This is a genomic window from Streptomyces mobaraensis, assembly GCF_020099395.1.
Taxonomy (GTDB): domain Bacteria; phylum Actinomycetota; class Actinomycetes; order Streptomycetales; family Streptomycetaceae; genus Streptomyces.
The window spans coordinates 5,667,464-5,680,741 of sequence record NZ_CP083590.1; the positions used below are offsets into that span (position 1 = coordinate 5,667,464).

Here is a 13,278-nt window from a genome sequence, read left to right on the forward strand (position 1 = left end):
CCGGCGGCCATGCCTTCACGTCTCCGCCGACCGTGCCACCACCTCGCTGAACACCACCCGCGCGTCCTCCGTGTACACCCCCACGCTCCCTTTCAGATAAGGGCGTTCGTGGTCCTCGTACGCGACGAGGCCGCGGCCGTCGACGCTGATCTCCATGCGGGCGCCGCGCTGGGCGACGCGGACGTCCGAGGTGCGGCCGACGGGGAAGGACTCGCCGCCGGTGGCGAGGAAGCGCTGGCCGCCGGGGTAGGCGGGGTCGCGTTTGCCGAGCTCCCAGCCGTTGGGCTTGAGGGTGATGTAGTAGAAGTGCTCGGGGTCGGTGTAGGCCCAGACCAGCCAGGGCACTTCCCACGGGTTCGGCTTGGGGGTGCGGAGTTGGGCGACGGTGCGCATGCGGGCCTCGTAGTCCACGTTCTCGTACGTCGCCGTGGAGACGACGAGGCCGGCGTGGGTCTCTTCGGGGCGCCGGGCCGGCTTGGGGGAGAGGGCCAGGCCGTCGTGGCGGCCGACGGTGGTGCCGTGGCCGTCGAAGACCGCCCGCCACGGGCCGTGGACCGTGCCCTCGGCCCACGGCCGTTCCGGCGCGCCCCCGCCGCCCCACAGGGCGTCCGCCGCGAAACCGAGGCCGACGAGCACGGCGACGGCGAGGGCGGCGAGGGCGAGCTGCCGGTGAACTCTGCTCATGCCGTCGAGTATGACCCCGGACCCTCGGGAAGGCGGGCGATCACCGGATCGGTGGACTGATCGGTGGACGGGAGGCCCGTGTCGGTGGACGGCACGCCCGCGTCCGTGGACGGAACGTCCGCGTCCGCGCCGAAGTCCTCCGCGAGCTGGGCGATGATGCGTTCGGTCGCGTGGCCGTCGCCGAACGGATTTCCGGCTTCCGCCATGCGGGCGTACTCGGCGGGGTCGTCCAGGAGCCGTTCCGTCGCCGCCAGGATCGCGTCGGGCACGGTGCCGACGAGCCGGGCCGCGCCCGCGTCGACGGCCTCCGGGCGTTCGGTCGTGGTGCGCAGGACGAGGGCCGGCTTGCCGAGGGAGGGGGCCTCCTCCTGGACGCCGCCGGAGTCGGTGAGGACGAGGTCGCAGGCGGCCAGGGTGGCCGAGAAGTCGAGGTAGCCGAGGGGCTCGACGACGCGGACGCGCGGGTGGCCGGACAGCTCGGGCAGCAGCGCGTCGCGCACGGCCGGGCTCTTGTGCAGCGGGAGCAGGATCTCGACGTCGCCGCGGGCGGCCAGACGGCGTATCGCCCGGCCCATGCCGCGCATGGTGTCGCCCTGGTTCTCGCGGCGGTGGAGGGTGAGGAGGACGCGGCGCAGGCCGGTGGCGGGGTCGGCGGTGAACTGGCTCTGACCGGTGCCTCGTTCGAGTACCCAGAGGAGGTTGTCGATGACCGTGTTGCCGGTGGTGAAGACCTCCGAGGCGGGCACCCCTTCGGCCGTGAGGTGGTGGGCGGCGCGCGGCGTCGGGGCGAAGTGCCAGCGGGCCACCCGGCCGATGAGCCGCCGGTTGAGCTCCTCGGGGAACGGGTTGTCGAGGACGCCGGTGCGCAGCCCCGCCTCGACGTGGGCGACCGGCACGTGCTCGTAGAAGGCGGCGAGCGCGCCGGTGAGGGCGGTGGTGGTGTCGCCCTGGACGAGGACGACGTCCGGGCGCAGGCCGCGGACCACCTCGCCGAGGCCGTCCACGAGCCGGGCGGTGAGGGTGGACAGCTCCTGCCGGTCGCGCATGACGTCGAGTTCCGTGCGGTCGGGCACTTGGAGCAGGTCCAGCATCTGGTGGAGCATCTCGCGGTGCTGCCCGGTGGTCACGACGAGGGGTTCGAACAGCGGTGAGGCCGCCATGGCGCGGGCCACGGGGGCGAGTTTGATGGCCTCCGGGCGGGTGCCGAGGATGAGCATGGCGCGCACCGGGGCGCTGATCATGTTCGGGGACACGGGTCTCCCTTGGTGTGGGTGGTGCTGGTGGGCGGGGTGGACGAGCCGGCCGCACGGGTCGGGTGGGTGGGGTGGGTACGGCGTGGGGTGCCCGGCGTACGCTCCGGGCGGGCGTGGTGGGTGTACGCGCCGGGCGGGCGTGGGGCGCGGGCGTGGCGAACGGATGTGTCGGGTCGGCGTTTTGGGCGGGCAGGCGAGGTGGGGTGGGGCGAGCGGCGTGGGGTCTGGCAGGCGTGCACGCCCCGCGCCCGCGCCTTCACGCCTGCGCCTTCAGCCCGCGTCGTCAGGCGCGGCATCGTCGTCAGGAGTGCGTCGGCCTCGCCGCACGCCGCCCTCGGACGCGCGCCGCGCTCACGTGCGCGCCGTCTTGAGCCAGGTGCGCTTGCCCGTGATCATCCGCCACAGGCCCCACCACCCGGCGGCGAACCAGATGTAGCCGTAGAAGATGAAGACGTGGGAGAGCAGGACCGCCCGGACGAAGCCGAGGCCCTGCTCCCGCCGCGAGTACACCCAGCCGTACACGTAGGCCGCGGTGAAGGAGAGGACGTACGGGCCGAGCACCCACATGGGGGAGATCAGCGGCCGTCCGGCCTCGATCGAGCCGACGGCCGTGCCGGCGACGGCGACCAGGAAGGACACCGGAAGCAGCGAGGTCAGCAGGATCAGCACCGGGCTGGAAAGGTGGTAGAGCAGGTCCACGGCGGCCCGGGTGGGCACCTCCTTGACGATCAGCGGGACGAGCCCGGCCGACTGGAGGTGGCCCTGGAACCAGCGCGACCGCTGCCGCACCAGCCGCCGGACGTCGAGGACGGCCTGCTGGGAGACGGCGGCGGAGGTGCAGTGCTGGTTGGTCCAGCCGCGGGCGATCAGCCGGACGCCGAGGTCCAGGTCCTCGGTCAGCGAGTCGCTCCACGGGCCGGAACCGTCCGGGCCCAGCAGGGTGTCCAGCGCGGCCAGCCGCATGAACTGCCCGTTCCCGCCCATCCCGACGCTGCCGATGTAGCGGCGGGCGCTCTGGAAGATGTCGCCGTAGATGACGAACTCCATGTCCTGGAGCCGGGCGAGCAGGCCCTTGTGCCGGTTGTACATCCGCACACCGATCTGGGTGCCGCCGGTGCGCGGGTTGTCGAAGTACGGGTCGACCGCCTGGACCACGTGCGGGTCGAGCCGGCCGTCGGCGTCCACGACGCAGACGATGACGTCACGGGGGTCGCGGCCGTCCAGCAGGCCCGACGAACGCAGGTGCGCGATACCGGCGTTGAGGGCCGCGCCCTTGCCCTTGCGGGCGTTCGGCAGGTGTCTCTGGAGCAGGTGCACGGTGCCCGGGTGGGCGGCGCAGGCCGCACGGGCGATGTCGGCCGTGCGGTCGTCGGAGGCGTCGTCGATGACCAGGGCCAGGGTGTTGCGGGCCGGCAGCGCGGTGATCCGCGCCAGGCTCTCGGCCAGCACCTTCTCCTCGTTCAGGCACGCGAGGAGGAAGACGTAGCAGCGCTGTTCCCGGGGCCCGCGCGCACGGCGGAAGCGCCGCCGGGAGATGAGGAACAGGGAGGTGTTGTAGACGCCGGCCATCACGATGATGGCGATGCTCGACCAGAGCAGCAGCTCGTCGAGCGGGAGGCCGCCGATGAGGGCGCCGTCGGTCGTGGACGCGTCGGTGGTGAGCGTGCCGGGCGCGAGTGCGCCGGTGGTGGGCGCGCCGTTGGTGAGCGCGGCGGTGGCGAGTGCGTCGGTCATGAGCGGCCACCGACATTCTTTATCGCGTACCAGAATTTCAGCGAAAGCAGGACGGCGGCTATCGAACAGTAGAGCAGGAAGCCGGCCCCCGCCGCCTCCTGGAGCCCTTTCGCGTAGGGCAGGCCCGGCAGCACTTTCGGTGCCGCAGTCAGACCGGCCAAGGGCACAACGGTGCCCAGTGCAGGTTTTCCGTACATGGGTTCCCCCCCATTTTCCGCCTCCTGCGAGGCGTGCGCTGGGAACGTACCAGACCTTCGGTCGTACCGGTCCTACATCAGGGAAGTCATGGAATTCAAGGGCGTAAATTCTTGTGACTGATCGGTAGTTCTGGCAGTTCACGCCGGGGGTGGTGCTGGTGTGACCTGCGGTCTGAACCATTCACCCGGCGGGAATCGACGGAGGGGGGAGTCGGCCGGGATCGGAAGAGAGCGGTCCGCCTTTCCGGAATTGTAACGAGGGTGTCACTGATATTCGGAAGCGTATTGACGCTCCGTCGGACGCCCCACCAGAATCTGCCAACTGTCGGCGCGATGCCGGCCATGCCTCGACGGCAGTCAGGGGGGAATGAGGATGAGAATTTCCCGCAGAGGCCCGGGAAAGACCAGAATTTCGCTAACGCTTTCGATGGTCGCGGCCCTCGTGGGCGGATTCGCGATATCCGAGGGTTCCGGAGCCGCCGGTGCGCCGGCGGACGCCCGGTCCCGCGCGTCCCACGCCCTGCAGGGCGCCGGGCCGGCCGCGCTCTCCGGGGTCGGCGTCAAGGACCTCAAGTCCTGGGAGTCCGCCCGGCTCTCCAACGACCGGCTGCGCCGGTCGGGCAAGCTCGTCGTCCGGCGGGCGGCGGCGAGCGGGAAGACGGCGGGCGGTACCAGCGGCACCGGTAGTACGGGCGGCACCAGCGGCACCAGCGGCATCAGCGGTACCGGTAGTACGGGCGGGACCGGCGGGACGAGCGCCCGGCCGGCCGTCGCACCCCGCAGCACCACCGCGGCCACGACGGCCGTCCCCGCCGTCGCCCCGGCCACCGCCGGGACCCAGGGTCCGGCCGTCGTCCAGCCGGCCGCCGCGGCCGGGACCTCGGCGCTGGTCCTCTACGACAACACCGGCCCCTACGGTTACCTGGGCGAGCTCTACGCCATGGCAGCCGCCAACCTCGCCGGCCACTTCGGCACCGTGACCGCCAAGCCCGTCTCGGCGTACACCGCGGGCATGGTCAACCAGTACACGGCCACGGTGTACATGGGCTCGACGTACTACGGCGGGACCGTCCCGGACGCCGTCCCCGCCGCGTTCTACCAGGACGCGCTGGCCACCACCCACCCGGTCACCTGGGTCGGGGACAACATCTGGGGCATGGCCAACGCCGTCGGCGTCGACGCCTTCAAGCAGCACTACGGCTGGGACCCCACCAACTCGTTCTACGAGAGCGGCGGCACGGTCGGGAACATCACCCAGGTCACGTACAAGGGGCAGCAGCTCACCCGGAAGATCCCCGCCGGATACGACGGCGGAGTGCTGCACCCGGCGCTGCTGACCGGGCCGGGCTACCCCCAGGTCACCCAGCTGGCCCAGGCCACCGACACCAACTCCGGTGACACCAGCCCCTGGGCGATCCGTTCGGGCAACCTCACCTACGTCGGCGAGATCCCGTTCACCTACGTCTCCGAGAGCGACCGGGTGATCGTCTTCGAGGACCTGCTCTTCGACGGGCTGGCCCCCGCCACCGCCGAACGGCACCGGGCGTTCGTCCGGCTGGAGGACATCAGTCCGAAGTCCGACCCCAACGAGCTGCGCCAGATGGCGGATTACCTCTCCGGCCAGAAGATCCCCTACGGGATCAACGTCATCCCCGTCTACACGGACCCCAAGGGCGTCTACAACGGCGGGAAGGCCGAGACCGTCACGCTCGCCCAGAGCCCCCAGGTCGTCTCCGCGCTCAAGTACATGCTGGCGCACGGCGCGGTGCTGATGGACCACGGCTACACCCACCAGTACAGCAACGTGAACAACCCGTACAGCGGAGTCACCGGCGACGACTTCGAGTTCTTCCGCGCGCACGTCGACGCGTCCGACAACGTGATCTACGACGGGCCGCCCGCCGAGGACTCAACTCTCTGGGCGCAAACGCGAGTTACGTCCGCCCTCGCGGGCTTCGCGGCGGCCGGGCTGCCGAAGCCGACGCTGTGGACAACGCCACACTACGCGGCCTCCGCGACCGACTACCGTGTCGTCGGTCAGAACTTCTCCGCGCGTCTGGAGAGAACCTTGTACTTCGCAGGAACCCTGCCCGGCACCACCGTGAACGCCGGCCGGTACATCGGCCAGTTCTTCCCGTACGCCGTGAAGGACGTCTACGGCACCACGGTCCTGCCGGAGAACCTCGGCAACTACGAGCCCGAGCCGTACAACAACCACCCGGCCCGGCTCCCCGCCGACCTGGTCGCCTCCGCCAAGGCCAACCTGGCCGTCCGCGACGGCGTGGCCAGCTTCTTCTACCACCCGTACTACGGGACGGCCCCGCTCCAGCAGACGGTGGACGGCATCCGCGCCCTCGGGTACACCTTCGTCGGCCCCACGGACCTGAACCAGTGAGCGCGAAGAAGAGGGCGGTCGCCGCGCTGGCGGCCGCGGCCGCCCTCTTCCTCGCGGGCTGCTCCTCCGACGACTCCTCGGACGCGCCCGCGACCCCGCCCGCCGGCACCGCGAGCGGCGGGGCGAGCAAGCGCCCCGACAGCCGGAAGGAGGTCCCGCTGAAAGGGATCACGCTCCCCGCCTGGAACCGCAAGGACTACGAGAAGCCCGAGGCCAAAACGTATCTGCGGCAGATCGCCGCCACCGGCGCCCGCTGGGTGACCTTCACCCCCACCTGGTACCAGGACAAGCTCACCGACTCCGGTATGCGCCCCACCGACGAGACCGCCGACGACGACAGCCTGCGCCACATCGTCCGCCTCGCCCACGACGCCGGCCTCAAGACCATGATCAAGCCGCATGTGGACCTGAAGGGCGGCGAGGACCGCTCCGGCATCCGGCCCGCCGACCCCGACGCCTGGTTCACGGCGTACGAACGCTTCATCACCCACTACGCGGACCTCGCCCGCGAGACCGGCGCCGAGCAGTTCTCCGTCGGCACCGAACTCACCGGCGTCTCGCGGGACGGCGACCACTGGAAGAAGACCGTCGCCGCCGTCCGCGCCCACTACAAGGGCCCGCTCACCTACGCGGCCAACTACGACGAGTACCGCGACGTCGCGTTCTGGAAGAGCCTCGACCTCATCGGCATCGACGCCTACTGGCCGCTCGGCGACAAACCCACCGCCGACGTGGGGCGGCTGCGCGAGGCGTGGCAGCCGGTGGTGAAGGAACTGGCCGCGTTCTCCGCCGCCCAGGGGCGCAGGATCCTCTTCACCGAGGCCGGCTACGTCAGCCAGAAGGGCAGCACCACCGCCCCGTACTCCTGGACCGTCAGCAAGTCCGCCGGCGACGCCGAACAGGCCGCCGGATACGAGGCGTTGCTGGCCGCCTTCGAGGGGCAGAAGTGGTGGGCCGGGGTGTGCTGGTGGATGTGGGACGACTGGCCGGACACGGGGGAGACGCCGAAGAAGCTCGCGTACACGCCGCACGGGAAGCCGGCGGAGAAGGTGCTGCGGAAGTGGTGGGGGAATGGGTGAGGGCGCCGGTCGTGGGTGGTGGGAGGCTCACGTCTCGGGTCGTGGGCGGTGGGAGGCTCACGTCTCGCAGTCGTGCACGCTCCCGCACAGGCCGCACCGGGCCCGCAGTCGCCCCTGGACCGGGACCCGGATGCGCTGGTGGCAGGTGGGGCAGGGGAAGCTGACGCGCTGCGGGTCGCGCCCCTCGAACGCGTACCCGGCGGCGGGTGACGCCTGGCCCGTGCCGCGCTCGGCCGCCCGGCGGTCGCGCGCGTAGCGGTGCCGCCCGAGCCGGCCCGCCGCGGCCAGCGGCGGACGCCGCGCCTCCTGGCGGGCCCGCGCCGCGCCCGCGACGTAGGCGTCGTGGGCGCGCGGGCTGGTGAACCAGATCCGGGGGTCCTCGGCGAAGACCTCGGCGCGCTGGGCCAGGACGTAGCCGAACTCCTCCGGGGTGAGGTAGCCGAGCTTCTGCGTGCTGACCGCGTCCTCGCGGTACGCGTCGAGCAGCAGCCAGCCGGCGCCGAGGTAGGCGGCGACGGTGTCGGTGAGGATCTCGTTGTCCCGGGTGCCGGGGAAGGCGAGGCCGAGCCGGTGGAGGTAGACGTGCGTCACCTCGTGGGCGAGGGCCGCGCCGATGTCCTTGCGGTGCTTCTTGAAGCGGGAGTTGAGCTCGATGAAGTACTCGGGCCCCGCGGCGAGTTCGACGTTCCCGGCGTGCCGCATGTCGCGGAAGGAGACGATCATCCGGGCGTCCGGGAGCCGCAGGTGCCGCACCATGACGCCGGCGATCCGCTGGACGCCGAGGTAGGGGTCCTCGTCGTCGGAGAACGCGACGTCGGACGGCGGGACGCTGAGCGCGAAGGTGCGCAGGGTGTCGGGCGAGATCCGCCGGTAGAGGGCGGTGATCGCGGAGTGCACCGTGTCCAGGTGCGGGAACCCGTGGAGGATCTCGACGTCCGTGCCCACCAGCACCACCCCCGCGGCTCCGCCAGCCCCCTGCCCTCCCACCTTACGCGCACACCGGCGCACACCGGGCCCCACCGGATCCGACTGGCCGGAAGCCTCCTTGCCGCCGCCGGCGCACGCTCCGATACTCGGCACACCGCGTCCACCGGATTCCGCTGGGGCAACAAGCATCGGCAGCTTGTCATGGGCATGATTACACAGGATCGCGCGTGATCACGCGTGATCACACGCGATGACGCGTGATTCGCGTGTTACGCGTGGCGGATCCCGGCGGGCGCCTCAACCCCCCACGAAGGGAACCACCTTGAGCACTCACCTCACCGCCCTCAAGAGAACCGTCGCCGTCGGCGCGGCGGCCGTCGCCGCGCTCGGCCTCCAGGCCGGCTGGGCGCGGGCCGACGGCCCCGCACCCCGGACCGTCGTCGGCGGCGTCCTCGCGCAGCAGGGCGAGTTCCCCTGGATGGTCCGCCTCTCCATGGGCTGCGGCGGCGCCCTCTACACCCGGCAGATCGTCCTCACCGCCGCGCACTGCGTCGACGGCAGCGGCGCCAACACGTCGATCACCGTCACCGCGGGCGCCGTCGACCTCAACTCCTCGCAGGCGATCAAGGTCAAGTCCACCCAGGTCCTCCAGGCGCCCGGCTACAACGGCAGCGGCAAGGACTGGGCCCTGATCAAACTCGCCCGCCCCCTCGACCTCCCCACCCTGAAGACCGCCGATACCACCGCGTACGACTCCGGCACCTTCACCGTCGCCGGCTGGGGTGCCACCCGCGAGGGCGGCGGCCAGCAGACGAAACTGCGCAAGGCGCAGGTGCCGTACGTCGACGACGCCACATGCGGCAAGGCGTACGGGAGCAGCCTGATACCGGGCGAGGAGATCTGCGCCGGGTACGTGGACCAGGGCGGGGTGGACACCTGCCAGGGCGACTCCGGCGGGCCCATGTTCCGCAAGGACGACGCGGGGGCCTGGGTGCAGGTCGGGATCGTGAGCTGGGGGACGGGGTGCGCGCGGCCGGGGTACCCCGGGGTGTACACGCAGGTGAGCACGTTCGCGGGGGACATCGCGGAGGGAGCGGCGGGGTTGGGCGGCTGAGCGCGGGAGGGACAGACGCCGGACGGGCGGACGCCGGACGGGCAGACGCCGGACGGGCCGGTTCAGCCCGTCCGGCGTGTGAGGACAGCGCGGGCAGCGTGTTGTGTGTGTGGGGGGGCTCGCCCTCGTGACAAACGGGAAGGAGCGGGACCGGGGCATCCCCCACCACGCGACCCCGGTATGACGCCCGGCACCTCATCGTCATCCTTTCGGCCGAGCCGGAACACCCCCAAGATGGCCCGCCGGTCGAGGTGTACGCGGCACGAAGGCCCGTAACGTGGATCCGCGGCCCCCGCCGCACCCGCAGGACCACGACAGAAAGAGCACCCCCGTGCCCGCCAGGACCCGTATCGCCGCCGTCACCCTCCTCGCCGCCGCGAGCGCGGTGCTCCTGCCGGTGACCGGCGCGGAGGCGGCGGACGCCGGGCACCGCGACCGCACCGGCGAGGACTGGGCCGTGGTCCGCCACGACGGAGGCCGCGAACCGTCGGCCGCCCCTGCCGCGTCCCGGGAGCCGTCGGCCGGCCCCGCCGCGTCCCGCGAACCGTCGGCCGGCCCCGCCGCCCTCCGGGAGGAGACCGCCGTTCACCCGGCCGCGGGAACGGACGGGCACGCCGTGAACCCCCGTAAGCGCGACCCCCGGTTCACCCACCGGGAGCACCCCGGCGTGTCGCGCCCCGCGGCGCGGCTCCGTCCGGCGGGCCGGCTCCACGGGGTGCGGCAGGCCGAGCAGATCACGCGGGCCGGGCAGGGGACGAAGGCCGAACCGGCGGGGGTCAAGCCCGTCAAGTCCGTCAAGCCGGTGAAGCGCCATGAGGCCGCCAGCAACCCCGTCCGCCGCATGGTGCAGGCCGGCCAGACGGTCGGGGGCCGGCGGGACGTCGGCAAGCCGCTCGCCGTGGGCGGCGCGGCGCTCCTGGCCGCCGGCGGGGGCGCGTACGGGCTGCGCCTCGCGAGCCGCCGCCGCGCGGCGCGCGCCGACGCGTAAGACCGCACGCCCCCCCCGCTCCCGTTCCCGGCTCCCCGTGCCCGCTGCTGTTGCGGCCCCACGCCACCCCCGGTGACATGGAGGGACGCGCGGCGGACGGCCGGAACCGGCCAGGGGCCGGCCCGAGGACTACCTGACGACGACCTGACGACGACCCGGCGACGACCCGGTGACCGCCCGGTGACCGCCCGGGCGGGACGAGCACCTAGGGGACCGGACGAGCACCTAGGGGATTAGAGAACTAGGGGACTAGGGGACGACATGGCGATCAGCGTCGTCATCGCGGACGACCAGGAGATGGTCCGCACCGGCTTCCGCATGATCCTGGAGAGCCAGCCCGACATCGACGTCGTCGCCGACGTCGTGGACGGCGAGGCCGCGCTGGCCGCCGTCGAGGAGCACCGGCCCGACGTGCTGCTCCTCGACATCCGCATGCCCAAGCTGGACGGGCTGGAGGTCACCCGCCGGCTCTCCGCGCTCACCGCCGCCGAACCGGAGCGCGGCGGGCGCCCCCGCATCGTCATCGTCACCACCTTCGACCTCGACGAGTACGTCCACTCGGCGCTCCGCGACGGCGCCTCCGGGTTCCTGCTGAAGGACGCCAGCCCGGCCATGCTCGTCGAGGCGGTGCACGCCGCCGCCGTCGGCGACTCCCTGATCTCACCCGCCATCACCGTGCGGCTGCTCCGCGACCTCGCCCCGGCCGGGACCGCTGGTACGGAACACCCCATGAGGACCCCCTCCGAGCCGCTGACCGAGCGCGAGGAGGACGTCGTCCGCTGTCTCGCGCGTGGCGCCACCAACGCCGAGATCGCCGCCGAGCTGTTCATCTCCCTGTCCACGGTCAAGACCCACCTGGCCAACGTGCAGCTGAAGCTCGACGCCCGGAACCGCGTCGAGATCGCCGCCTGGGCCTGGGAGAGCGGGCTGGCCACGGGCGGTACGTGAGCGGGCGCGCCGGGTTCGCCGCCCGGCACCCGAGCCGGGCCACCGTCGCCAAGGGCGTGCTCGCCCTCTTCCTGCTCGGCCTGGTCGGCTTCGAGGGCTTCGTCCTCGCCCGGCAGCCCAGCCCGCCGCACGCCGTCGTCCTGGCGTCGGGCGTCGCCGTCTGCCTGTGCGCCGTCCCGTACGCGTGGATCCCCCTCGACCTGCGCGCGGGTGTCGCGGCCGGCGTGTCCTGGACGACGTCCGCCGTGCTGATGGCCGGGCCGCACCCCGGCGCGGTCTGGGGGATGGGGGAGGACGTGGCCCTGCTGGTGCTGCTCACCAACGTCGTCCAGCGCTCCCCGGCCCGGCGCGCGGCCGTCCTCGGTCCCGCGCTCGCCCTGGCGGCGCTCGCCGCGCCGGTGCGCGACCTCGACCCGGGCCGGTTCACGGCCGTGTTCACCCTGCTGACGGTGGTCGTCGGCGCGTACTCGCTGCTGCTGCGCTCCCAGTCGGCCCAGCGCGTCCGCGACATGGCGGCGGTCCGGACCGCCGAGCGCCTGGAACTCGCCCGCGAACTCCACGACCTCGTCGCCCACCACGTCACCGGCATCGCCGTGCAGGCCCAGGCGGCCCGTTTCACCTCGGTCGAGGGGGACGCCGCCGCCCGCGCGTTCGAGCGCATCGAGGGGTCGGCCGGGGAGGCGCTCGGCGCCATGCGCCGCCTCGTCGGCATCCTGCGAGAGGGCGCCGAACCCGAGACCGAGCCCGTCGCCGGCCTCCCCGAGGTGCGGACGCTCACGGAACAGTTCACCCGCACCGGCCCGCCCGTCGCCCTCTACATCGAACAGGGCATGGAGAACTGGCTCCCGGGCGACGTCGCCGCCGCCGTCCACCGCGTCGTCCGCGAGGCCCTGACCAACATCCGCAAGCACGCCGCCGACGCCACGGCCGTCCGCATCGGCGTCCGCGGCGTCCCCGAGGGCGTCGAACTGCGCATCGCCGACGACGGCCGCCGCCCCGCCCAGCTCACCGACGCGGCGCGTGGGGGCGGCTTCGGCCTCGTCGGGCTGGCGGAACGCGCCAAGGCCATGGGCGGGCGGCTCACCGCCGGGCCGGCGCCGGAGGGCGGGTGGCTGATCACGGCGGTGTTTCCGGTGGATCGGCGGCGTTAGGCGGCGATGGCGGTGGGGTTGGGCTGGGCAGCGGCGATAAACGGCAGGGCTAGGCGGCGGCGCGGAATCCGGAGAGCTCGTCCGCCGAGGCGATCACACGGTCGACGAAGCCGTACTCCAGGGCCTCCTGGGCCGTGAAGTAGTGGTCCCGGTCGGAGTCCGCCTCGATCTGCTCCACCGGCCGGCCCGTGTGGTGGGCGATCCGCTCCTGCACCAGCCGCTTGACCGCCCGCATCTGGTCGATCTGGATCCTGATGTCCGACGCGGAACCCGCGAGTCCAGCCGACGGCTGGTGCATGAGGATGCTCGCGTGCGGCAGCGCGTACCGCTTTCCGGGCGCCCCCGCGCAGAGCAGGAACTGTCCCATGGACGCCGTGAAGCCCAGGGAGAGGGTGGCGACGTCGTTCGGGATGAACTGCATGACGTCGTAAATGGCCAGCCCGGCGGTGATCGAGCCGCCGGGGGAGTTGATGTAGAGGTGGATGTCGCGGTGCCGGTCCTCGGCGGAGAGGAGCAGCATCTCGGCGCAGATCCGGTTGGCGATCTCGTCGTCGACCTGCTGCCCGAGCACGATGATCCGGTTCCGCAGCAGCCGCTGGAAGACGGGCTCCGCGGCGGGGGTGGCGGGGGCGGGGACGGGGGAGGACGAGGTGGGCCGGGCAAGGGGGGCGAGGGGGACGAGTGGGGTGACGGGGGAGGGACCGGACGACGACGGATATGCGCTCATGACGTCAGGAAAACCGCAGCTCAGGGCTGGTGTCCAACAACTTTTGCGGACGCTTTGACAACCCCGGGTTGTCAGTTGAGG

Annotated in this window: 12 protein-coding genes; 6 read left to right on the forward strand and 6 right to left on the reverse strand. The window is 72.4% G+C overall.

Annotated features, from left to right (window positions below):
* Positions 1-15: 15 nt before the first annotated feature.
* From K7I03_RS25010 to K7I03_RS25025, 4 genes are all read right to left on the reverse strand, one after another.
* Complete coding sequence (locus K7I03_RS25010; protein ID WP_185943667.1) at positions 16-684, reverse strand: calcium-binding protein; 669 nt, start codon at positions 682-684, stop codon at positions 16-18.
* Positions 681-1,937 carry a non-hydrolyzing UDP-N-acetylglucosamine 2-epimerase gene (gene wecB / locus K7I03_RS25015; protein WP_185943668.1) on the reverse strand — a complete coding sequence of 419 codons (1,257 nt, stop codon included), beginning with the start codon at positions 1,935-1,937 and terminating at the stop codon, positions 681-683. Before wecB ends, K7I03_RS25010 begins: the two co-directional genes overlap by 4 nt.
* A 351-nt stretch (positions 1,938-2,288) precedes the next feature.
* Complete coding sequence (locus K7I03_RS25020; RefSeq protein WP_224347206.1) at positions 2,289-3,671, reverse strand: glycosyltransferase; 1,383 nt, start codon at positions 3,669-3,671, stop codon at positions 2,289-2,291.
* The gene (locus K7I03_RS25025; protein WP_185943669.1) at positions 3,668-3,868 is read right to left on the reverse strand and encodes a hypothetical protein; all 201 of its coding nucleotides are present in this window, start codon (positions 3,866-3,868) and stop codon (positions 3,668-3,670) included. The genes K7I03_RS25020 and K7I03_RS25025 overlap by 4 nt, the downstream gene beginning before the upstream one ends.
* Before the next feature lie 427 nt (positions 3,869-4,295).
* Between K7I03_RS25025 and K7I03_RS25030 the strand changes: the two genes are divergently transcribed.
* Together K7I03_RS25030 and K7I03_RS25035 are read left to right on the forward strand one after the other, a co-directional pair.
* Entirely contained in the window at positions 4,296-6,263 is a 1,968-nt protein-coding gene (locus K7I03_RS25030) for a DUF2334 domain-containing protein (RefSeq protein WP_224347207.1), read from the forward strand.
* Positions 6,260-7,342: a glycoside hydrolase family 113 gene (locus K7I03_RS25035; protein WP_185943670.1), complete on the forward strand. Its 1,083-nt coding sequence runs from the start codon at positions 6,260-6,262 to the stop codon at positions 7,340-7,342. The genes K7I03_RS25030 and K7I03_RS25035 overlap by 4 nt, the downstream gene beginning before the upstream one ends.
* A 57-nt stretch (positions 7,343-7,399) precedes the next feature.
* Here the strand turns inward: K7I03_RS25035 and K7I03_RS25040 are convergent, their stop codons facing one another.
* A complete protein-coding gene (locus K7I03_RS25040; protein WP_185943671.1) occupies positions 7,400-8,296 on the reverse strand; it encodes a hypothetical protein in 897 nt (298 codons plus the stop codon).
* Positions 8,297-8,591: 295 nt separating this feature from the next.
* On the opposite strand from K7I03_RS25040, the gene K7I03_RS25045 reads away from it, so the two are divergent.
* From K7I03_RS25045 to K7I03_RS25060, 4 genes are all read left to right on the forward strand, one after another.
* Positions 8,592-9,383 (forward strand): serine protease, encoded by a 792-nt coding sequence (locus K7I03_RS25045; RefSeq protein WP_185943672.1) that lies wholly within the window; start codon positions 8,592-8,594, stop codon positions 9,381-9,383.
* 331 nt (positions 9,384-9,714) lie between these two features.
* Positions 9,715-10,371, forward strand: a complete 657-nt coding sequence (locus K7I03_RS25050; RefSeq protein WP_185943673.1) for a hypothetical protein — start codon at positions 9,715-9,717, stop codon at positions 10,369-10,371.
* Between the two features lie 261 nt (positions 10,372-10,632).
* Positions 10,633-11,319: a response regulator gene (locus K7I03_RS25055; protein WP_185943674.1), complete on the forward strand. Its 687-nt coding sequence runs from the start codon at positions 10,633-10,635 to the stop codon at positions 11,317-11,319.
* Positions 11,316-12,470, forward strand: coding sequence for a sensor histidine kinase (locus K7I03_RS25060; protein ID WP_185943675.1), 1,155 nt, complete (start codon positions 11,316-11,318; stop codon positions 12,468-12,470). The genes K7I03_RS25055 and K7I03_RS25060 overlap by 4 nt, the downstream gene beginning before the upstream one ends.
* Before the next feature lie 49 nt (positions 12,471-12,519).
* On the opposite strand, the gene K7I03_RS25065 is transcribed toward K7I03_RS25060, so the two are convergent.
* Positions 12,520-13,197: a ClpP family protease gene (locus K7I03_RS25065; RefSeq protein ID WP_185943676.1), complete on the reverse strand. Its 678-nt coding sequence runs from the start codon at positions 13,195-13,197 to the stop codon at positions 12,520-12,522.
* Positions 13,198-13,278 lie beyond the last annotated feature (81 nt).

Coding starts and splice junctions, on each gene's coding strand:
- K7I03_RS25010 (WP_185943667.1), bottom strand. CDS start 684: ATGAGCAGAGTTCACCGGCAGCTCGCCCTCGCCGCCCTCGCCGTCGCC.
- K7I03_RS25020 (WP_224347206.1), bottom strand. CDS start 3,671: ATGACCGACGCACTCGCCACCGCCGCGCTCACCAACGGCGCGCCCACC.
- K7I03_RS25025 (WP_185943669.1), bottom strand. CDS start 3,868: ATGTACGGAAAACCTGCACTGGGCACCGTTGTGCCCTTGGCCGGTCTG.
- K7I03_RS25030 (WP_224347207.1), top strand. CDS start 4,296: ATGGTCGCGGCCCTCGTGGGCGGATTCGCGATATCCGAGGGTTCCGGA.
- K7I03_RS25055 (WP_185943674.1), top strand. CDS start 10,633: ATGGCGATCAGCGTCGTCATCGCGGACGACCAGGAGATGGTCCGCACC.
- K7I03_RS25065 (WP_185943676.1), bottom strand. CDS start 13,197: ATGAGCGCATATCCGTCGTCGTCCGGTCCCTCCCCCGTCACCCCACTC.